The organism is Paenibacillus sp. SORGH_AS_0306 (assembly GCF_030819345.1).
In the GTDB taxonomy this organism is placed as follows: Bacteria; Bacillota; Bacilli; order Paenibacillales; family Paenibacillaceae; genus Saccharibacillus; species Saccharibacillus kyungheensis.
Window position 1 is genome coordinate 1,780,166 of record NZ_JAUTBP010000001.1, and the last position, 23,059, is coordinate 1,803,224.

20 protein-coding genes are annotated in these 23,059 nt (G+C 39.3%); 16 read left to right on the top strand and 4 right to left on the bottom strand.

Annotated elements, in window-relative coordinates; translation table 11 throughout:
• Window positions 1-85: 85 nt before the first annotated feature.
• From QE450_RS07805 to QE450_RS07870, 14 genes are all read left to right on the top strand, one after another.
• Window positions 86-367, top strand: coding sequence for a hypothetical protein (locus QE450_RS07805; RefSeq protein ID WP_307298285.1), 282 nt, complete (start codon window positions 86-88; stop codon window positions 365-367).
• Window positions 368-371: 4 nt separating this feature from the next.
• Window positions 372-1,976: an IucA/IucC family protein gene (locus QE450_RS07810; protein WP_307298286.1), complete on the top strand. Its 1,605-nt coding sequence runs from the start codon at window positions 372-374 to the stop codon at window positions 1,974-1,976.
• Window positions 1,970-2,764: an HpcH/HpaI aldolase family protein gene (locus QE450_RS07815; protein ID WP_307298287.1), complete on the top strand. Its 795-nt coding sequence runs from the start codon at window positions 1,970-1,972 to the stop codon at window positions 2,762-2,764. The genes QE450_RS07810 and QE450_RS07815 overlap by 7 nt, the downstream gene beginning before the upstream one ends.
• A 115-nt stretch (window positions 2,765-2,879) precedes the next feature.
• Window positions 2,880-4,205, top strand: a complete 1,326-nt coding sequence (locus tag QE450_RS07820; RefSeq protein WP_307298289.1) for a type III PLP-dependent enzyme — start codon at window positions 2,880-2,882, stop codon at window positions 4,203-4,205.
• Complete coding sequence (locus QE450_RS07825; protein WP_307298291.1) at window positions 4,202-6,451, top strand: IucA/IucC family protein; 2,250 nt, start codon at window positions 4,202-4,204, stop codon at window positions 6,449-6,451. Before QE450_RS07820 ends, QE450_RS07825 begins: the two co-directional genes overlap by 4 nt.
• 112 nt (window positions 6,452-6,563) lie before the next feature.
• Window positions 6,564-8,180 (top strand): AraC family transcriptional regulator, encoded by a 1,617-nt coding sequence (locus QE450_RS07830; RefSeq protein WP_274170045.1) that lies wholly within the window; start codon window positions 6,564-6,566, stop codon window positions 8,178-8,180.
• 114 nt (window positions 8,181-8,294) lie between these two features.
• Complete coding sequence (locus tag QE450_RS07835) at window positions 8,295-9,299, top strand: ABC transporter substrate-binding protein (protein WP_307298294.1); 1,005 nt, start codon at window positions 8,295-8,297, stop codon at window positions 9,297-9,299.
• A gap of 165 nt (window positions 9,300-9,464) precedes the next feature.
• Entirely contained in the window at window positions 9,465-10,475 is a 1,011-nt protein-coding gene (locus tag QE450_RS07840; RefSeq protein WP_307298296.1) for a FecCD family ABC transporter permease, read from the top strand.
• Complete coding sequence (locus tag QE450_RS07845; protein WP_307298298.1) at window positions 10,472-11,527, top strand: FecCD family ABC transporter permease; 1,056 nt, start codon at window positions 10,472-10,474, stop codon at window positions 11,525-11,527. Before QE450_RS07840 ends, QE450_RS07845 begins: the two co-directional genes overlap by 4 nt.
• 55 nt (window positions 11,528-11,582) lie before the next feature.
• On the top strand, window positions 11,583-12,392 hold the full coding sequence (locus QE450_RS07850; protein ID WP_307302626.1) for an ABC transporter ATP-binding protein: 810 nt from the start codon (window positions 11,583-11,585) through the stop codon (window positions 12,390-12,392).
• Window positions 12,373-13,188 (top strand): IucA/IucC family C-terminal-domain containing protein, encoded by an 816-nt coding sequence (locus QE450_RS07855; RefSeq protein WP_307298299.1) that lies wholly within the window; start codon window positions 12,373-12,375, stop codon window positions 13,186-13,188. The genes QE450_RS07850 and QE450_RS07855 overlap by 20 nt, the downstream gene beginning before the upstream one ends.
• 92 nt (window positions 13,189-13,280) lie before the next feature.
• A complete protein-coding gene (locus QE450_RS07860; RefSeq protein ID WP_307298301.1) occupies window positions 13,281-13,916 on the top strand; it encodes an RraA family protein in 636 nt (211 codons plus the stop codon).
• Window positions 13,917-14,118: 202 nt separating this feature from the next.
• Complete coding sequence (gene rhaD, locus QE450_RS07865; protein ID WP_307298303.1) at window positions 14,119-14,970, top strand: rhamnulose-1-phosphate aldolase; 852 nt, start codon at window positions 14,119-14,121, stop codon at window positions 14,968-14,970.
• A gap of 314 nt (window positions 14,971-15,284) precedes the next feature.
• The gene (locus tag QE450_RS07870; RefSeq protein ID WP_274170038.1) at window positions 15,285-17,687 is read left to right on the top strand and encodes a bifunctional diguanylate cyclase/phosphodiesterase; all 2,403 of its coding nucleotides are present in this window, start codon (window positions 15,285-15,287) and stop codon (window positions 17,685-17,687) included.
• Between the two features lie 100 nt (window positions 17,688-17,787).
• On the opposite strand, the gene QE450_RS07875 is transcribed toward QE450_RS07870, so the two are convergent.
• From QE450_RS07875 to QE450_RS07885, 3 genes are all read right to left on the bottom strand, one after another.
• Complete coding sequence (locus QE450_RS07875; RefSeq protein WP_273616132.1) at window positions 17,788-18,246, bottom strand: DMT family transporter; 459 nt, start codon at window positions 18,244-18,246, stop codon at window positions 17,788-17,790.
• Window positions 18,247-18,258: 12 nt separating this feature from the next.
• Entirely contained in the window at window positions 18,259-18,690 is a 432-nt protein-coding gene (locus QE450_RS07880; protein WP_273616133.1) for a DMT family transporter, read from the bottom strand.
• Between the two features lie 69 nt (window positions 18,691-18,759).
• Window positions 18,760-19,074 (bottom strand): ArsR/SmtB family transcription factor, encoded by a 315-nt coding sequence (locus QE450_RS07885; protein ID WP_273616134.1) that lies wholly within the window; start codon window positions 19,072-19,074, stop codon window positions 18,760-18,762.
• A gap of 212 nt (window positions 19,075-19,286) precedes the next feature.
• Between QE450_RS07885 and QE450_RS07890 the strand changes: the two genes are divergently transcribed.
• Window positions 19,287-20,825: an acetate--CoA ligase gene (locus QE450_RS07890; RefSeq protein WP_307302628.1), complete on the top strand. Its 1,539-nt coding sequence runs from the start codon at window positions 19,287-19,289 to the stop codon at window positions 20,823-20,825.
• A 323-nt stretch (window positions 20,826-21,148) separates the two neighbouring features.
• Here the strand turns inward: QE450_RS07890 and QE450_RS07895 are convergent, their stop codons facing one another.
• Window positions 21,149-21,985 carry a helix-turn-helix transcriptional regulator gene (locus tag QE450_RS07895; protein ID WP_307298306.1) on the bottom strand — a complete coding sequence of 279 codons (837 nt, stop codon included), beginning with the start codon at window positions 21,983-21,985 and terminating at the stop codon, window positions 21,149-21,151.
• 136 nt (window positions 21,986-22,121) lie between these two features.
• On the opposite strand from QE450_RS07895, the gene QE450_RS07900 reads away from it, so the two are divergent.
• Entirely contained in the window at window positions 22,122-22,856 is a 735-nt protein-coding gene (locus QE450_RS07900) for an SDR family oxidoreductase (protein WP_307298307.1), read from the top strand.
• The last annotated feature ends 203 nt before the right edge of the window (window positions 22,857-23,059 follow it).

Consider the following 23,059-nt stretch of genomic DNA (forward strand, 5'->3'; position numbering starts at 1 on the left):
TCAACCGATTTTGCAATGCTCACTATTGCTTATCGTATGACTACAATTTGATAGAAACACTACTAATTTTATTTGAGGTGAAATAATGTCTTTTACACAACAACGTCCAACGTATTCAACGGTATCTTCAACACAACCTGCTGATCCTTTTTATATGATTCAAGCGCTACACTCCGAACATTTTCAAGCAGTAGAGCAACGGATTATTCGTCAATTAATGCAAGCGATTATTTATGAAGATATTCTTCCTTATACTCAGACAGCATACGCTTATGATACGGCTATCAATCAACAGTCTCCGCATCTATTCACAATAGCCGGGTCAGAATACAGATCAGCAAGTGGTGCAATATACATGTGCAGGTAAGCGCATGCTTAGTTTTGGCAGAGTGAGATTGCAACAGATGCCTGTTACACGTATATCCGCAGATGGTCAACAAGAGACTGCACGTTTGCATGAATTTCTGAATGAAGTATTGCAACAAGTACAACAAGGTGAGAAGTTACAACAATTTCGCAATGAGCTAGAGCAGACACTTTTGAAAGACTTACAATCTCAAGCAGATACACAAGAAAATGCACTAACCGCAGAGCAACGTCAATATGATTCTTTAGAAGGACAGATCAAAGACGGTCATCCGTACCATCCATGTTACAAATCTAGAATCGGATTCACATTAGAAGATAATGCTCAATACGGCCCCGAATTTCAACAATCGCTCTATCCCATCTGGTTAGCGGTATCAAAACAATACAGTCGGGCGGCTTTTTCAACTAGTGTGGATGATCATGACTCATTTATGCAAGAAGCATTAGGACAAGCGCAATGGCAACAATTCCAAGAGAGATTACAACAGCAACAGTTGAACAGTAACGATTATTATATGATTCCGGTTCATCCGTGGCAGTGGAAAAACAAAATCAGTTCTGCTTTTTACCGCGAACTTGCCAGTCAACAGATTGTTCCGCTGGGTTATGGAAATGATGCTTATTATGCACAGCAATCTATTCGTACATTTGGCAATCAGACTAGACCGGAAGCCCCTTATCTCAAAATGGCACTCAGTATTACGAATACATCCACAGCACGTATTTTAGCAGGGCATACCGTGCTTAATGGATCGCTGATTACAGATTGGCTAATTCAATTGATTCAACAAAATGAAGCAGCACAACAACTTGGATTTGTAGTGTTACGTGAGCGAGCAGGCATTACTTTTGATTATGAGAAATTGCCAGAATATCGCCAAGCACAGACTTATGGTTCTTTAGGAACGATCTGGCGTGAAAGTCTGCATACTTATTTGAAAGAAGGCGAAGATGGAGTTCCTTTCAATGGACTATGCCATGTGCAATCTAATGGTGTTCCTTTGATTGATTCGTGGATACGACAATATGGGGTAGCGCAATGGACATATGCGATGTTACAAGCAACAGTCACTCCGATTATCCATATGTTATATGCTCATGGAATAGGAATGGAATCACACGGGCAAAATATTATTTTAATTCATCAACAAGGATTGCCTGTACGGATTGCACTCAAAGATTTTCATGATGGTGTCCGTTTCTCTGTCGCTCATCTGGCTGAGCCTGAATTATGCCCTGATCTCACACCTGAGCCAGCAAGTCATGCGAAGATCAATCGCAATTCATTTATCAAAACAGATCGCCCTGAAGATGTACGTGATTTTTCATATGATGCTTTCTTTTTTATTGCGGCAACAGAATTATGTATGTTTTTGGAGCTACACTATCAATTCCCTGAAGAATCGTTCTGGAAAATGACAGCCGATATTATTCACGATTATCAACAGCAACATCCACAGCATCAAGAACGATTTGACTGTTTTGATTTGTTCGCTGAGACCGTACTCATTGAAGAGTTAACCAAACGAAGACTATTTGGAGATGGTGAGCTACGCTTCAAAAACGGCATCAATCCATTATATGCTTACCGCCATGCAACATGTTAACTACCAATCGGCTACGTCAACAATTAGCGCAAAAGCAGACAGTGTTTGGATTGATCGCTTCTGTACCTGCACCGATTATGATTGAAGTGATTGCTTATGCTGGTTTTGATTTTGTAATTATTGATATGGAACATGTCATGATTAATCCTGAAACGGTTGAGCATATGATTCGAGCCGCAGAACAGTCAGGCATTACCCCGTTAGTACGTATTTCAGAAATTAATGCCAAAGAAATCTTACGTGTGCTGGATAGTGGAGCAATGGGAATTGTTATTCCGCAAGTGGAACACAAAGAGCAGGTTGAAGCTGTTATTCAATCGGCTAAATATTTTCCTATCGGGCAACGCAGTATGAATAGCGGACGACCGGGCATTTTTGGTAGAGACAATCTAGTGGATTATATGGAACGTGCGAATCACGAAATTATGATTATACCGATGATTGAGACTGTTCAAGGCGTGGAACAGATTGATGAGATTTTGAGTGTAGAAGGAATCGATATGATTCTTGAAGGCGCGGCTGATCTCTCTCAATCTTATGGTGTACCGTGGCAGACCGAACATACTCTCGTGCGTCAAGCATTGGATCATATCCAGCAAGTCGCGGCTTCCAGACAGATTCCATATTGCGCTATTCCACGTCAAATCAATCAATATGAGCACTGGCAGAACAAAGGAGTACATGCTTTTGTATTAGGAGATGAACGTGGAATTGCTTTTCGAGCGTTACAGAGCAAGCTTGCTCAATTCCCTGTCATAAATACAGATAGATCACAAACGGAACTATAAGTAAACTTTTCCTGTGTATGTGTATGTGTATGTGTATGTGTATGTGTATGTGTATGTGTATGTGTATGTGTATGTGTATGTGTATGTGTATGTGTATGTGTATGTGTATGTGTATGTGTATGTCCAGTTAAATGAAGGAGGATTCCTATTGAATACAAAGTTGATACCGTCACTTTCTCCAACTAAAACGCAAGTATCTACTGCAATTATAGATCAAGTTCATAAAATCATCGAAGATGAAAAAGTAAATCGTTCTCCGCATATGATCTCACGAAAACCTGTATGTGCTTTTATTTATGATCTGGATACATTAAGTCAACGTACACGTAGCAAAGTAGAGGATATGCCGGCAAGAACTAACTTATTTTATGCAGTCAAAGCAAATCCTGATCCACGCATTATTACAGCATTAGCGCCAATTGTAGACGGTTTTGAAACGGCATCGATCGGCGAAGTGCATACTATTCGGCTGATCGATCCCGATGTTCCTATTATTTTTGGTGGCCCGGGTAAAAAAGATAGCGAAATCGAGCAAGCGATTGATCATAATGTGATGTTGATTCATGCAGAAAGTATGCATGAAATTCGTAGAATCGCATGGATTGCCGAGCAGAAAAGCAAAACAGTGCGCATTTTACTGCGTGTGAATGTCAGAAAGACTATTCCTACAGGAACCGTCACGATGGGTGGTAAGCCAACTCAATTCGGAATTGATGAAGCGCAGATTGCAGAAGCGATCGAATGTGTACAGTCTTTGCCACAACTGACGCTAGCTGGATTTCATATGCATTCAGTATCCAACAATCTGGATGCACAGCTACATGTCGAATTGGTAAATATGTATATTCAACTGGTAAGTCAGTGGATCAGTCAATACCAGCTATCGATTCAATATGTTAATGCAGGTGGGGGATTTGGCATTTGTTATACAGAGCCAGATACTCATTTTGCATGGGATACTTTTATAAAAGGTCTTGATGATATCTGGAATGAAAAGGTATTGCCAGGAGTAGAGCTTATTTTCGAGCCGGGTCGTTATCTGGTTGCTCATGCAGGATATTATGCGTCAGAAGTGATTGATCTGAAATGCAATCATCATAAACATTATGCTATTTTGCGTGGAGGAACACATCATTTTCGGTTACCTGTCTCATGGGGACATAATCAACCTTTTGAACTCATTGCTATACAGCAGTGGGATTATCCTTTTGAGCGTCCACATCAAGAGCAGATTACGATAACACTGGCAGGAGAACTATGTACACCCAAAGATGTACTTGCTCAAGATGTAAAAGTAGAACAGATTGCTGTAGGCGATATTGTTTTATTTTCGATAGCAGGTGCTTACGCTTGGACAATATCACATCATGATTTTTTGAGTCATCCTCATCCCGATATGATCTATATTGATAATCAAATAGGAGGTTATGAACCGCTATGAATTGGAACGAAGTTTTAGAACCGTTAACTGCTAAGAACAATCCATCTATTGATCTACAATCTGTATCTTCCAATCATACCCATACAGAGCAGACAGAACAGCAAGTTAAGCGAAGTATAGCATCAGAGCAGATTATGCAAGATTTGATCAATACATTACTAGCTGAAAAGGTCTGGTCAGATCACCAATTACAATTGCTGTCTACAGAGGAATTGAAGCATCGCATCATTTCATCGGCATCAGCTCTGTCCACTATCCAGCAAGCAGAATCATTAACAGCGATTTCTTTGCTAACGGATACCAAGACATTAGAAAATAGCTTGTGGTATTGCTGGAGTATAGAGTCGCCCCAACATGATCTATCTGTATCATCTGCTCTGGAACAGGCTATAGATACACCTGCATATACCATTATTTTCCCTGTGAAATCAGCGATTGTTCAACCTTATCGTTATGTACCTGCTAGCACGTCTATGTATGCTTATCATGCTAACTCTACTGATTCATATTCTAATGGCGTCGAGGCAAGTCGGATCAATACTCATGTGTATGCGGTTCGTTATTCTGATACGCTTTCAGCAGATCAACCGTCGTCTGTCCTACAGATCATCGCATTAACACCGACACAATTGATGAAGATTGTAAATGATCAATGCTTTACTGCTACTTATCGAGAACAACCCGGTGTAGAGCGCTTTGTGCAGTTATTAGAAGAGACGATTCAGCAGACCACCTGGTCACTAGAACATAATTTAGCTCCAGCATCTTTATTTGATCTGTCAGCCAGCGAATTTTTTCAACATATGGAGCGATACGCTTCATTAAGAGATCGACCTTTTCATCCAGTATCCAAAGCCAAAGTCGGATTAAATGAGCAAGATTATCGTCAATATAGTGCAGAGTTCACTCAACCCATGACATTGTGCTGGGTGGCTATTAAGCGTCATGTTGTGATGGAAGGCGAAGCTCTGGTTGGCAGAACGGTTCTGGATTATCAATTATATGATTATCGTCAAAATAGTTCATTAGCAAATCATCTGTCTGAACCGATGTCTGATCTATTATCTAGTGATCAACAACAGCAAGTGATACAAGCTATGCAACAGCAAGGGTTAGATCAAGCAGAATATATAGCGATTCCTGTTCATCCATGGCAATTGCAGTATAATTTGCCTCAATATTTAGCAACAGCACAGCAACAAGGCGATTGGGTAGATCTTCAGCTTCAAATCGGTCGGTTTGAAGCTACTTCATCAGTACGTTCGTTATCGCCTACAGATCACAGTCCGCATTATCTCAAATTACCGCTTAGTGTATTTTCATTAGGTGCTTCTCGTTATTTGCCGGCTGTCAAATTGATAAACGGGCAGCGTGGACAATCTATGCTAGAACAAGCGCTGGATCGTGATCAGATATTGAATGAACAGTTATTTCTATGTGATGAAAATCGTTGGTGGGCGTATATGCCTGAAGCAGGAAGTCTATTTGATGATGAACCGAGACATCTAGCCGCAATGGTACGTACTTATCCTGAGTCATTGATTACAGGTGAGCAAGGAGAACGATTATTACCGATGTCCGCTTTATCTGTAAATTTACCTGCACCGATCAATGCTTTGCGTGAAGGACACTTTTTCGATGAATGGATGATTGTACGTCATCTGCAAGTGACAGAAGAATCGGTATGTACATTATTTGGCGAAGTCTGTCAGACCTTTTTCCAGATCAATCTGCGACTATTTCGACTAGGATTGATGCCAGAATTGCATGGACAGAATAGCGTATTGGTCTGGCAAAACGGTCATATCAAGCAGATGCTTTTACGAGATCATGATTCTGTACGATTGCATTTACCATGGCTTCGCAAGCAAAATATCGCTGATCCTCAGTATATGATTCGCCCCGGTTATTCAAATAGCTTATATAATGATACACCGACAGAATTACTGTTTTATTTGCAGACGTTAGGGATTCAAGTGAACTTGTATGCGATTATAGATGCGTTATGTACGGTATACGATATACAAGAAAATATATTATGGACAGTATTACGAGATCAATTGATCGAGCAGTTAGATGAAATTCCTTTTGAAGCAGAAGTAAGACGAGAAATAGATGGTGTATTGTTCAACAAAGCAGAATGGCCGCTTAAATTATTAGTGAAGCCTTTATTAGAACAAGCAGGTGTACCCGGCAGTATGCCATCCGGTCAAAGTACAATTCAAAATCCATTTGCACAACTGTGATCCAAAGACTCATTTGCTACAACAATTTACTTTTGCGTCTAAATCTATATAATGAGAATAGTTCTCAGAAATGTGATAATTATTCTCAATCTATGTAGAAAGGCGACGAGTAATGAGTAAGATATTAGATCAGTATCGACAATTTCCTTCCTATATTTATAAATTACAGACTGTGCAATATGCGGATCAAGTGTTACCACGCTACGACGCTATATTGCATAGTCTTTTACTATTTAAAGAAGCTAAAGGGCAGATCATTATTAACGGTAATCGCTATGATCTTCATCAGCAAAAAGTATTTCTAGTTCCACCACATGCTTCGCTGAAAATCATGGTTGAGAGCGATACTCGTACCGAATATTATATTCTTTCTTTTCATGTACTACAGCCTGATATACAAGGTAGTTTTGTACCGATAGAATTGCTCGGGTTATATGAGCTTCATGTGGCTCACTTTCGCTGGTTTGTTGATCGAGTGCGTGAGATTCAAGAAAAGCACGATCAAGAGAATTTATGGGATCAGATGAAAGCGAATATTATTTTCCAAGAACTATTGATTCATTTGTTCAAAGAAGATGCTCAAGAACAGAAACCTGATATGAATCAAGCGATAGCGGCTACACTGGATCATATGGAACAGCATTATGCTACATCGATTACTCGCAATCAATTAGCCGAGATTGCAGGCATGAGTGCTGATTATTATTCGCGTGCTTTCAAAAAAGTAGTCGGGAAAAGTCCGATGGAGCATCTTACTGAACTTCGGATCACTCAGTCCAAAGAAGTGTTATTGCTGTCTAATGATTCTTTTCGTTCGGTAGCACAACAAGTAGGATTCAGTGATGAATTTTATTTTAGTCGCAAATTCAAAGCCGTAACCGGGCGCTCACCCAAATCGTATATTCACAATATTCGTTATTCGAACAAAATTGCTTCACTCAAACATTTATTAACCGGTCATCTGGTAGCACTTGGAATAGAACCTTATGCAGCCGTTATTAATAATGCTTATCCTGTGACGACTCAATTTGAACATACGATTCCGATCGGAGATAGTAAGCCTGATCTGGAGAAGTTAATGAATGCTCAACCTGATCTAATCGTAACTTGTGAATTTCGAGATTTTGAAAAGTCACAAAAAGAAAAAATGTATGAGCAGATTGCACCTACTATCACATTGCCCTTTTTTGAAGATTGGCGTGTTCATTTTCAAACGATTGCACGAATTGTAGGTAAAGATCAAGAAGCTCAAGTGTGGTTAGAACAATATGCAGATATCGCCCAATTATTACGTCAACAATTGAAACATACATTCGGTTCACGTTCATTGCTAATTCTTGGTGTAGGAGAGAGCAAGATCTGTATCTATGGCAAGCGCAATCTAGGCGCTGTATTGTACAACGATCTAGGATTTACAATGCCTGCCGGAGTAGAGAATATCGCTCATTATTTTGAAATTCAACCAGAAGACTTGTTGCATTATGATGCAGATTGTATATTGATTACTCCTTTTCAGCATGATGGTACCGTAGGAATGCAAGCTGGCATCGAGCAAGGTATTTTCCGTTTATGTGCTCATCCGATCTGGCAACAGCTCCAGGCTGTACAGCACGATTCAGTCTATGAAATGTATACCACTCAACATATGCATACCTGTTATAACTCTTTTTCACATCTGATGTTATTAGAAAAAGTACGTCAATTGTTTTTGGATAAAAACGACAAATGACGGATTATTCCAAGCACTAGACTGAATTGTCCATGTTAAAGGAAAAGACGTTCACTATAATTAATAATGAGAATCAATATCAATTGTAGTGAAAAGAAAGGGAGAATAAAGACCATGTTGAAAGGCAAATCGTTCAAAGGTATACATATGTTGTGCATCATGATGATCATCGTGATTATCCTTGCGGGTTGTGGTGCAAATAACAATAAAAGTGCAGTTGATCCAACAGCGCAAGCGGCAGGCGAAAATGCTAATGCAGAATCAGCAACACGTACAATTCAGCATGAAATGGGTAGCACAGAGATAAAAGGAACACCCAAACGGATTGTGACATTATATCAAGGCGCAACTGATGTATTAGTCGCTTATGGTGTAAAACCTGTAGGTGTAGTAGAAGCGCATACAGGAGAACCTGCTTATGATTATTTGAAAACTGATCTGGCAGGTGTGCCTACAGTTGGACTTGAAACACAGCCAAATCTTGAAGAAATTTATAATTTAAAACCGGATCTTATTATCGGTTCCAAATTCCGTAATGAAGCAACATATGCTCAGTTGTCCGAGATTGCTCCTACTGTGATGGTGGATCAAGTCTATGATTGGAAAAAAACGCTTGATCTGGTCGGTCAAGTCTTAAATGAACAGGACAAAGGAAAACAATTACTGCAAGCGTGGGAAGATCGTGTAGCTGATTTCAAAAAGAAAATGGGAGATCGTTTGCCTATTCAAGCTTCTATCGTAAACTTCCGCGCTGATCATGCTCGTATTTATTATATGGGTTATGCAGGCTTGATATTGAAAGAGCTTGGATTTACCCGTCCAGCATCGCAAGAACAAGAAGAGTGGGGAATCAAAGTAAATTCCAAAGAAAGTATTCCTGATATGGATGCTGATGTGATCTTTGTATTCGATTCAGGTACAGACAAAGCCGCTATCGAAAAAAATTATCAACAATGGACGAGTCATCCATTATGGAAAAACTTAAAAGCATACAAAAACAATCAAATCTATAAAGTCAACGAAGTGAATTGGAATCTAGCAGGCGGTTATATCTCAGCAGGTCTAATGTTAGATGAACTGTATGATATCTACAAATTAGAAAAGCCTCAAACCAAATAAGTACAATTGGCTAGAACCTAGAATTTCTTAATAGGATAAAGGAGGAGAACAGGTAGTTTACATCACCTGCTCCTCCTTTTATCACATTTACTGGATAGGAGTATAGATGTAGTCCTGTGACTGCAATCATTTAACAAAACGTAATCATGAAAGAGTGAATGTCTATTGGTTTTATTCAAAAGCAATACAGCCAAATGGTGCGGATTAATTATTACGTTATTATTATGTATCGTTGTTCTAGCGATTAGCCCGATGCTAGGACGAACTTTTGTACCGCTCAAAGAAGTGATCGCGGCGATACTTCATTACAATCCTGAATCGATAGCAGACGTGGTAGTGTATACAGAGCGATTGCCACGTGCCATTATCGGAATAGTAGTAGGAGCCAGTCTAGCAGTTGCAGGTGCTTTAATGCAAGCACTGACACGCAATCCATTAGCTTCACCGAGTACATTTGGGATTAATGCAGGAGCTATCTTTTTTGTCGTGATAGCTAGTCTGCTATTTTCGATAACCGAAATGACGCAACTGATGTGGTTTGCTTTTGCAGGGGCATTAGTAGCGGCAGTAATCGTCTATGGATTGGGGTCGATAGGACGAGACGGATTAACACCGATAAAGATTGTACTCGCAGGATCAGCGATTCTGGCGTTATTTACTTCATTTACACAGGCGATGCTTGTTTTAAATGAAACAGGTATGCAAAATGTATTATTCTGGTTAGCTGGAGCGATTGGTGGACGAACATTAGCGATGTTACAACCGGTTCTGCCGTTGCTTACGATTGCAGGTATAACTGCATTATGTATGGGACGAGCGATCAATTTATTTGTCACCGGTGAAGAGATTGCCAAAGGCATGGGGCAACGTGTGTTATTACTCAAACTGGTTATTGGTTTGATCATTGTTATTCTTGCAGGTGGTTCGGTAGCTATAGTTGGCGCTGTCGGATTTGTAGGGTTATTTATTCCTCATATTGCACGTGCACTTGTAGGAGCTGATTACCGCTGGATTATTCCATTTTCCGGTGCTTTGGGAGGTTTGTTGTTGATGACAGCAGATCTGGTGGCACGATTAGTGATTATACCGGCAGAGATTCCATTAGGTGTAATGACAGCATTTATCGGGGTACCGTTCTTTCTCTATATCGCTCGTAAAGGAGTGACATGGAAATGAACAAACATAGATATTGGACATTACGCAGTCGTTCTGCGAGATTTCATATGCAAGTAGAAAAAAGATCTGTTCGTACTTTGGCGATACTGACAGCGCTTGTGATCATCATTGGCATTATAGGTGTAGGAATCGGAGAGACATGGATACATCCATGGGAAGTGATTAGAGCTACATTCGGTCACAGCTCAGGCACCTATGATTTTGTATTGTATCGCTTGCGCTTACCGCGTGCTGTTGTAGGTTTGCTAGCAGGAGCGGCGCTGGGCATGTCGGGTGCTATTTTACAAGGAATGATTCGTAATCCGTTAGCTTCACCAGATATTATCGGTATTACAGGTGGAGCGTCAGTGGCGGCTGTTTTATTTCTTTCATATGGAAATAGTGTATTTCATCTAAGTATCGACTGGTTACCTGTGGCAGCTATTACAGGAGCACTGGTTGTATCGGGGCTTATCTATCTATTGTCATGGCAAAATGGTGTGACACCGATGCGACTGGTATTGATTGGGATAGGAATCTCAGCAGGAATGAGTGCACTGACTACTTTTATGCTTGTGATCAGTTCTTCGTTTACAGCAAGCAAAGTATATATCTGGTTAACAGGTAGTGTATATGGGGCTACGTGGAGCGGAGTTTATTCTATTTTGCCTGTATGTATAGTAGCAATTCCATTACTTTTGTACTTTGCCCGTAGTCTTAATTCGCAAGAGCTAGGTGATGATGTAGCGCTAGGTCTAGGTGTACGAGTGCAGAAGCATCGCTTGATGTTGTTACTATTAAGCGTGATTTTGGCAGGAAGTGCGGTAGCTGTAGTTGGAGCAGTTGGGTTTGTCGGATTAATTGCACCACATATTGCCCGTAGATGGGTTGGTCGTACATTTGGCAGTGTTGCACTTGCCTCGGGGTTGCTCGGAGCTTTACTGGTATTTGTAGCTGATGTTATCGCACGAACAGCTTTTTATCCGATTGATATTCCAGCAGGTATATTTACAGCGGCGATCGGTGCTCCTTTTTTTATCTATTTGTTATATCAACATCGGAATCGGTTTTGAAAAAAAGCATATTCACTAATATGAATACATGGAGCATACAAGGAGGAGGAAGATGATGGATCAAATCGAAGCAAAAAATATGACGATCTCGTATGGAACATATCCTATTATCGAAAATCTGAATCTGCATATTCCTAAAGGTGAAATAACGGTTCTGATTGGAAGCAACGGGTGTGGTAAATCGACGATTTTACGTACATTGGCACGCCTACTCAAGCCGAACAATGGATCGATATTGTTAGCAGGAGAAGAAATCGCTCATATTTCCACCAAAGAGATTGCTCGCCGGATGTCTATTTTACCGCAAGGCCCGAATGCTCCTGAAGGATTAACCGTAGAACAATTAGTTAAGCAAGGAAGATATCCGCATCAGAGCTGGCTCAAACAATGGTCTATTCAAGACGAGCAAGCTGTTCAGCGAGCACTGGAATTAACACATATGGTGGAACTAGCTGATCGAGCAGTAGATTCATTATCTGGTGGACAACGTCAACGTGCATGGATAGCGATGACCCTAGCACAAGGAACAGACACTTTATTGTTAGATGAACCGACAACGTATCTTGATATGACGCATCAAGTTGAGATTTTGGATTTGCTGTTTGATTTGAATGAACGTGAAGGGCGTACGATTGTTATGGTACTGCATGATCTCAATCTGGCTTGTCGGTATGCTCATCATATGATCGCTGTACACAATCGAGGGATTTACGCTCAAGGAAGACCTGAAGATATTATGACAGTAGAAAATGTACAATCGGTATTTGAAATGCGTTGTCAGATTGCGCGCGATCCTTTATTTGGTACACCAATGCTTATACCTTATGGAAAGGGGAGAGTCTTACATGAACCGCTCTCTGTCTAATCTTACATCTTGGGAATCATATGAATGGGAGTATCTGAATCAAGAATTAAGATTAACCGATCAGATTGCAGAAGATGATGAGTATAGTGTCACTTCTTCTGCCTTGTTAGACCCTCAGCAATGTGCAGGCTATTTGGATCGGTTGCAACCATTGTATCGTTCATCTTCACGTGCACTTACAGCTTCGATGTTTTCCAAACGTTATGCTTTTATGATGATCTGTCCTATATTGTATGCGATGAGTATGTATCGCAAAACATTTTCGCTGAATATTGATAATTGTCAGTTAGAATCAGCGTATTTCCAATTACCGACTCGCAAAACATGGATGCCTAATCTACTGTTGCGTGATCCAAGTGTATATGAGCTTCAGTCTGCGGATGTAGCCAATAATGAATTATACGCCCAACAGCGGGAAGATATTGTACGACGTGTATTTGCAGAACATCTTCAACCTATTTTACAAAATATCTCGGAAGTGTCTTCGATCTCACGAACTATTTTATGGGAAAATATAGCGATCTATGTATATGTACTGTACGAAAATCGGTTATTGAAAGAAGCAAACGAAGAACAACGTCAACGGATACAGCAGGATCTCTATTATCTGACTCAAGAAGCGCCGAATGATTGCTTTGGAGAAAAGCGTAATCCGTTGACACAATTTTATACTAAAAAGCGCGTAGTACCTCTTTCAGAACAACCGCAACGTGTACGCAAAACGTGCTGTGCTCATTACGAGTTACCGGCTCCATCGGATTATTGTCCAACCTGCCCTAAAATTTGCAAAAGTTAAAGTATCAGTACAGACAGGGTCTATAGAGTAAATCCTATATCAAAATCATGATTGAACTCATTTGTATATTCAATAGAGAAGGAGTACAGCAGATGTTGCGTATCGAACCGCGCGTTCAGGGTGTTACAGCAGAATTAATAACATTGTACAGTCAACTTCAGCCTTCTACATTAGGTCATCTGACAGATTTTGGATTTTTACGAGGGATACAGCCTTTGTTTCGTCCGATTCGAATGCTTGGCAATGCAGTGACTGTACGTATTCCTCATCTTGATTCCACAGCGATCCGACATGCGTTACAACAAGTAATGCCTGGCGATGTGATTGTGGTGGATATGTCTGGAGATGATTTTCGAGCATGTTGGGGAGAATTTCGTACATATGTAGCGATGAAAAAAGAAGTAGCAGGTGTAGTGATCTCTGGTTGTGCAACCGATGTGAAAGTGATTCGAGAATTGAATTTTCCGGTATTTGCGACAGGAACCAGTGCATTAACTACTCGAAGCTTAGACATGCAAGGCGAAGTAAATACACCGATTAGTGTATGTGGTGTAACCGTACAGCCAGGAGACTTGATTATTGGCGATGATGATGGCGTATTTGCTGTTCATCCAGATTATGCACAGATATTAGGTGAGCAAGCTTTAGCCAAACAACAACAAGAAGAACTTAATCGTCAAAAATACGGCTATGATCTTATAAAGCCGTATCCAACACCTAAAATATAATAATGATTTACAAAAAGACATAAACAAACAATAAAAGATAGATGAAATCTTTATTTTGTTTTATTTATGTCTTTTTTTGTTGACTTTATTTTTAAGTAGGACTAATATAGCATTATAGATCAAGTAATTATTTTCACAAAGTATAAATGTAAATGATCATTTGTGTATCATCCTAACCCATATTGAATAGGAGAGATGTAACATGAACACCTCAACAGTAGCTCAACCTATCAAAGCAGGAATGCATATTCCTTTTGTACGTGAAATGGCAGAGACGACCTATAATATGTGGAAGTTCGGTTGGGATGAGCGTAATGGTGGAAATGTGAGCTGTATACTTGATGAAGAAGAAGTCTCGCCTTATATTGATATTCAGCAAGTACAATATAATATCCAACCTGCTTTTCCTGTACATGAATTAGCAGGCAAATACTTTATCGTAACAGGATCAGGGAAATATTTTAAAAATGTAATTGATGATCCTGAAGCCAACTTGGGTCTTTTGCGTGTATCTGCGAATGGAGAACAATTGGAAGTATTATGGGGATTCAAAAATGGAGCTGTACCGACAAGTGAATTGCCTTCTCATTTTATGAGTCATATTGAAAGGTTAAAAGTAGATCCTCAGCACCGGGTCGTCATACACAATCACGCAACAAATGTGATCGCGATGAGCTTTATCCATGATCTTGATGAAAATACATTTACCAAAACATTATGGGAAATGTGTACCGAATGTATTGTAGTGTTTCCAGATGGAATTGGCGTTATCCCATGGATGGTGCCAGGGTCTAATACCATCGGTCAAGCCACTGCGCAGAAGATGAGAGATCATCATGCGGTATTATGGCCACATCATGGTATATTTGGGACAGGGCACTCGATAGATGAAGCTTTTGGACTTATCGAAACGATAGAAAAAGCAGCTCAGATTTATATGCTGACAGCTCATCATTCGGTTCGTCAGAAAATAACCGATCAACAATTAGCCGATCTAGCCATAGCTTTTGGCGTGACTCCACGTGCCGGCATTTTACAAATCCAAACATCATAACCAGTTTACAAATAGCGATTATTACATTTACAAAAGTAGATCAATGAATTAACGATCTACTTTTTTTATGTCTAAAAATAGGTCTTTTGATTTACTTTTTAACTTAAAAATAGAATAAAAGGAAAAAATATTGAATTTTTTTACGAAAATTAGCGAAAAATAAAAAATATTCATACTTTATTAACAATTTTTATGTAAAATGAGTTTAAAGTCTTTACTTTTTGTTTAAATTTATATGATAAAAGACTCATAGTAAGTAGTCTAAAGAACTAATAAGAGGATATATATAGAAACGTAACGAAAGAGGCAGAAAAATGAATACGATTTTGGAAACAACGATACCCGTCCACTGGCTATATGTGTTTATAGCCGCCTTAGCTTCTATGGTAGGTTGTGCTGTCATAGTTATTGGTTCTGCGTGGTCTAACTCTTCGTTGCGTAATCAATATGTGAAAAAAAGACAGCGGATAATAGCTCTCATTGGCGTACTAGCTTTTAGTACTTCTCATATCTTGATCCCCATATCAATGAATGTTCCGATCACAATGAAATATTATGGATTTCATCTTGTTTTTACGATTATTGGTTGTTATGGAGCAGTGTTTGCCGCTTCCCGCTATGCTTTCTCATCATGGCGTGGATCTATGCAATTTTTTGTAACGAGTATGACGGTAGCAGTTACGATTTTAGTATTTGATTATGCGAATACATTATATTTATTTCGAGGATTTTTGATCTGGCAACCTGAACTGATTTTAATGACGATTCCTATCGCTATTTCTATTTGTTTAGCAGTTATGCGCTTATTTTCACTATCTAGTCGTAATCGGGAACACGGTCTACGTTCGCCTACAATGATTTTTGGTATCATCACTTCAGGAATGGGGCTAGCAGGTATTCCGTTACTTTGTGCATATTCCGTATTACCGTTTGATCAAATGGGATTGACTGAAAAATCTTATCTTGTTCCTTATATTTATATGATTTTTGTTACAGCTAGTCTGTATGCTATTCCAGATAGTTTTATCTTTGTCCGTGAACAAAAAGAAAATCGTGCAATGATTCAGCGAGAACAGTATTACAGTTCCTTGTATGAACAGAATCCTGATAGTGTGATTGAATTTGATATCAATGGTGTTATTACAGGGATTAATCGCCGTGCTCAGAAAATGTCTAGTGAACTGGGCAAAACATTGATTGGAGTACGTGCTACAGACCTGTTAGAAGGCGAACAGAAAATTCTTGCTCAAGATCATCTGAAATTAGTGTTAAGCGGACATTCAAGTACGATTGACCTGGAATTAAAATATCAAAAAGATCGTACGTTATCGATAGCGTTAACGTCTATTCCTATCTTTGTACATGGCAAAATCGAAGGTGCTTATACTATTGTCAAAAATATTACCAAACGTAAACGAGATCAAGAAACGATCCGTCATCTTGCCTATCATGATGAATTGACAGGGTTAGCGAATCGCCGTTCTTTTGAAACTCGTTTATCGATGTATACGATGGTAGATAATCATCATTCACCGTTCACTTTATTTTTTATCGATCTGGATCGATTCAAACGTATTAACGATTTATTCGGTCATGCTTTTGGAGATGCTGTTATTCGTCACTCTGGTCTTGTACTGAAAAGTTGCCTGCCCAAAGATAGCTTTGTTGCTCGAATGGGTGGGGACGAATTTACAGTGATTATCCCGGGCTTATCAGATATCGAAGAAATCAAAAAAATAGCTGGCAAAGTGGTAGAACGATTTGTACAACCGTTTCATATTGAAAAGCATGCGGTAAAATTATCAGCTTCGATTGGGATTGCCCGCTTTCCGGAAGATGGGGCATCCGCAGGTGTACTGACTCAGCGTGCCGATACAGCGATGTATACAGCCAAAGAAAACGGCAGTTCTCAGTATCAGTTCTATGACGCAGTATCTGATCAGAGCAGTCTAGAACAGATTATGCTAGAAAATGATCTAGAACAAGCGATCGATAATAATCAATTAAAATTGGTATATCAACCCAAGTTCGATATTCGTACCGGACTTATTATCGGCTATGAAGCACTTGTTCGCTGGTATCATCCTATTTTGGGTGAAATTCCGCCACTTTCGTTTATCCCGTTAGCAGAAAAGTCCGGCATGATTATTGCTTTAGAACAATGGGTGTTACGTACGGCGTGTTTACAAAGTAAAAAATGGCAATGTGAAGGTTATGATGCAGTACCGATTGCTGTGAACGTATCTCCTATTCACTTAATGAAGCCAGACATTTATGAGACTATTATCAAAACGCTACAAGAATTAGATTTCGATCCTACCTTGTTGGAAATTGAGATTACAGAAAGTGCAATGATGCATAATGAAGAGCATGTCATTGATATTTTGAGTAAATTAAAACAATCCGGCATTTCGGTGTCGATGGATGATTTTGGTACAGGTTATAGCTCACTTAGTTATTTGCATAATTTGCCAATCGGTTGTCTCAAAATCGACCGCTCTTTTATCCGCAAAATTACAGTAGATAAAGATAGTCGTGCGATCGCTGAGATGATTATCTCTATGGCGAAGCAATTAGGACTAAAAATTATTGCTGAAGGCGTAGAGACAGAAGAACAAGTAGCGTTACTCAAAGAGTGGAAATGTTATAACGTACAAGGATTCTATTACAGTCGTCCACTTGCACCAGAAAATGCAATTCATAGTCGTGTGTCGTAATGAACGCCGAGTAGTATCAATAAATACCAAAATAAAGACCCTGAGTACGCTGTATGATCCAGCACTCAGGGTCTTTTATAATAGACAATTACTAATCTTGTTAAGAAGCCGTCTTCGTAACTGTTTTCTCGCGGAATACAAAGAACAAAGCAACAAGCATCAAAATGACTCCAATCAGACGCTTGATCCCAAAATGAATCGTTGCACTTTCAAACCAACCAAAGTGATCGATCGCCATACTGGCTACCAATTGACCGACAATCACAGAGATCACCGCAGCCGTTACACCAATCTTAGGAACAGCTAATACCATTAATGAAAGATAGACGACACCGAAAATAGCACAAAGCAATTGCCATTTAGGAACTTCGTGGATATTTAAAATATTGCCTTGTCCAAAGAAGTTTACAATAATAGTCAAAAAAATAGCACCTGTGAAAAAGGTGAAAAAGGCACTTTCGATCGTTCCAATTTTGTTACCAAGTGTACCGTTGATTGCAGATTGAATACCTAAGCCGATACCTGCCAGTAAAGGAATAATTAACATAGCTATATTCATAATGTTGACCTCCTACAAGACTAAGAAAAACGACACAGTAAGCAAAACAACAGCTACCAATCGATTGACATTAAATTTGATTTTGGGTGAACCGAGAAGTCCAAAGTGTTCAATAATAATACTAATCACAATTTGCCCGATAATAACGGCTGTGATCGATATACCTACACCGATTAACGTCACACTGATTACGAGTAGAGCAAGGTAGACAACACCGAGCAGACCGCCAAGCAGATTCCATTTGGGAACTGTAAATATTGCGCCCAAGTTTCCTTTACCGAAAAACAACGTGACCAAAAAGGTCGCCATAGCTCCGATAATAAAAATGTAATACGTACTTTCTAATTCTCCTACATGTTCACCTAGCGCACCGCCGATAGCAGCTTCGATACTTAGAGACATACCTGCGATAATAGCCGCTAGATAAATCAGTATTTTACTCACATTATTCACTCCTTTTATATAAATATCTCGAATAATCGATATATCTTCAAAAAAAGAAACTAGCTTTGTTCAAATTTCTTCATCTAAGAACTTAGCTATTTTCTTAATTGTATCTTCATTACGACGATAATACGTCCATTGTCCATAACGTACCGCTTCAAGAAGACCCGCTTTTTGCATAATAGATAAATAATGTGAAACTGTTGACTGAGATAAATTCACCTTATCGTGGATATCGCCTACGCATACGCCACCTTTGATACTTACCTCCTTAGGCAAATGCGCTTGTTGCTGGGGAAAGTTTTTCTCAGGTTCTCTCAACCATTTCAAAATATTTAAACGCGTCTCATTTGAAAGAGCTTTAAAAATATCGATTTCTGTCATACAGGCTATTATATCGAATAATAGCGATATGTCAAATTAGATCTTTTCTGTTAGTATAGATAGAATTATGACTTTTGATATTAGAACCTGGTCTTAAGACGTGCTATACTATGCAGAAGTGATAACACTTATATTATGGTTGAATAAAGGAGATTACTCATTTGGATTATCAAAAATGGATTGCACCCGAACAATATAATCTGACGTCAGAGATGGAACGTCATGATGCTGATAAGATTGCTTTAAAATGGCTAAGCGAGCATGACGATTATGCTGAGATCACTTATGGTGATTTATTGAAAAAGGCTAATCGTCTAGCAAATGGATTGGTGAAGTTAGGACTTCAAAAAGGAGATCGGGTATTGGTCATGGTACCAAGACAGATTATTGCTTATGTTATTTATCTGGCTTGTCTGAAAAGTGGACTGGTTATTATCCCTTCTTCTGAAATGTTGCGTGCGAAAGACTTAGCATATCGTCTGGATCATTCTCAAGCCAAAGCTGTTATTGCCTGGTCTGATGTAATGGGCGAAGTGGATAAAATTCAAGATGAATTGCCATCATGGGAACATCGGATCGCTGTTTCTAATGAAGCAGTTACTTTATCAGAGAACTGGGTTGGATTAGACTCATTGCTAGATGCACAGTCTGAAGAATTCACAGCAGTAGATACGAAGCGAGATGATACAGCGATTCTCGCCTATACATCAGGAACAACCGGCAATCCAAAAGGTGTTGTCCATACTCATGGTTGGGCGTATGCTCACCTTCGTATTACCTCACCATGGCTTGATATCCGTGAGAGTGATACCGTGTGGGCAACTGCGGCACCTGGCTGGCAGAAATGGATCTGGAGCCCGTTCTTATCGGTTCTAGGAAATGGTGCAACTGGATTTGTATATAATGGATCATTCCATCCTAAACGGTATTTGCATTTGCTTGATGATTACAATATTCAAGTGCTGTGTTGTACACCGACAGAATACCGGATTATGGCCAAAATCGAAGGATTAGACGAATATCAATTGCCTAACTTACGTAGTGCTGTGTCTGCCGGCGAGCCACTAAATCAAGAAGTAATTCATACGTTCAAACGTCACTTCGATATTACGATTCGTGATGGGTATGGACAGACAGAAAGTACACTATTGATCGGTAATTTGATTGATACTGAAATTCGCTTGGGCTCTATGGGGAAATCGATGTCTCCTGGATTGGTAGAAGTGGTAGACGAAGAAGGTGTTCCTGTACCGGCTGGTCAGGTAGGAGATATCGCTGTTCGTATTGATATGCCTGCGTTATTCCAGACGTATTATCTGAATCCAGAACGCAAGCAGGTTAATGTGCATGGTGATTACTTTGTGACTGGAGATCGCGCTTGGAAAGATGAAGATGGCTATTTCTGGTTTGAAGGACGGGGCGACGATATTATTATTAGCTCTGGTTATACAATCGGACCTTTTGAAGTAGAAGAAGCATTAATGAAACATCAAGCTGTCAAAGAATGTGCAGCTGTAGCGAGTCCTGATGAAGTTCGTGGACATGTGGTTAAAGCATTTATCGTATTGCAAGACGGAGTAGAAGGTACACCTGAATTAATAAAAGAATTACAAACCCATGTTAAAGAGTGGACCGCACCATACAAATATCCACGCAAAATCGAGTTTGTGACGGATCTCCCAAAAACCAACTCTGGCAAAATCCGCAGAATAGAATTGAGAGAACAAGAGAAAAAGAACAGTAGTCTTTAAAAATTAAAGGAAAATGAATATTATTGCTCAAAAAGCAACGAAAATGGCTAAATATAAGCTATTTCCGTTGCTTTTTCTTTTTTCTACAATGAAGGAACGATTGGCAAAATTCAAAACTTTTTGGACAATAATAACTTTATAAAACTACCTAAATAAATATTTCAACATATGAAAAATTCACGATAGAAAACCAGAAATGTTATCGCATCATACTCAAAAAACCATACTTTCGACGCTTAATCGAAAAAAAGAAAAACACACCCTCTACAATTATACAACAACAAAAATAACCGACTATACCATAGATCAGAAGCAGTCTGATACTACTTCTGATCTATAAGTATTGCCAGTTTACGAGCAGTATCAAATTCAGGTAAAGCTATATTAACAAGAATTTGTATATCAGGAGAATCTAAAGATTGAAAAGAAATATGTTCAAATGCAAGTTCTTTGACAAGAGGATGAAGAATAATTTTGCGACCTTCTGGCGCATCTAATACTTCATGCAATTCCCATAACTCGCGAAAAGGTTCACTTACTTTTTGCAAATTCATCACAAAGTCGGTATACCAGGGATCTTCGATAAAACGAGCATATCTGGCACGAAATTGAGCGACAAGGCGAAGGGCGTGTTCTTTCCACTGTGATCCTTTGAGAGCAATAAATTCAGTAGAAGTAAAGGTTCGCCATAGTAGATTCCGATCCTGTTCGTTCAAATAGCTATAGTCTCCATATACGACTGAAAAAGCTTTATTCCACGATAGGACATTTAACTTTGGATCAATAGCACAAGCAGGTGCATGACCTAATTGATCTAAAAAGCGTTGCACTGTATCGCTAACTTGCAATTGAGGTGGATGTATATAAGGTGGTAATTGGCAATGGGCTAACACAAAAAGATGTTTACGCTCAAATTCGTCTAGTTGTAAAACGCGAGCGATACTTTCTAGCACTTGAATAGAGACTTGTATATCGCGTCCCTGTTCCAGATACGTATACCAATCTACACTTACTCCAGCGAGCATAGCCACTTCCGCACGACGCAACCCTGGAGTCCGTCTACGTCCATTTTCCGGTAATCCAACATGTGCAGGCAATATTCGGGCACGACGATTTTTTAGAAAATCTCCTAATTCTGATTGACGATCCACTTCTAACATAGTGACCTCCTACCAAGCATATTTATAAATATCTGTCCAGATGAGACAGGGATAATGAATCCTAGGATAAACGCCCATCTATGTCATAGAATTCTTTCATTATACACTAGGATCAAGCAAAGGAGAGGATCACAAAATGGATACAATCTTGAATAAAGTAGTATTGATTACGGGAGCAAGTAGCGGAATAGGAGAAGCGACAGCACGTGTATTATGTAGAGCAGGAGCGTCGGTAGTTCTCGGAGCAAGACGAACAGAACGTTTACAAAAGGTAGTCCAAGAATTAAAAGAAGAAGGCGGACAAGCAGAATATTGTACGTTGGATGTCACTAACCTTGAACAGATGCACGAGTTTGTAGCTTTTGCCCAGCAAAAATTCGGACGAGTAGATGTGTTTATCAATAATGCTGGAGTTATGCCATTATCTCCACTTCACAGTTACAAAGTGGAAGAATGGAATCAAATGATTGATGTGAATATTCGCGGTGTTTTACATGGTATTGTTTCAGGATTACCTGTTATGGAAAAGCAACAGACAGGGCATTTTATTAATATCGCTTCTGTAGGGGCTTATCAAGTAAGTCCAACAGCAGCAGTCTATTGCGCTACCAAATTTGCAGTACGAGCTATTACAGAAGGATTGCGTCAAGAATCAGGTGGACATATTCAAGTCACTCTTGTATCTCCAGGTGTCACTGAATCTGAATTAGCTGATCATATATCGGATGAGCAAGCTCGTGCCGAAATGAAAGAATACCGCCGTATTTCGATCCCGGCTAGCGCTATTGCTAATGCGATCTTGTATGCGATTGAGCAACCTCAAGAAGTAGATATCAATGAAATCATTATAAGACCAACCGCTACTTCATAAACTAAAGTACAATAACGCACTATTTTAAATTCATAATCTAAAAAAGTTGCCTCTATATAAGGAGGTAGCTTTTTTTAGATTGATCATACAAATCACAAAAATATTATACATAAATTTACTTATTTAGAAAATAAGGATATGAATCATTAAGAATAATCTAAAAGTTATTCGAAGATCACTTTTAACACTAATCTTTTTGTCTA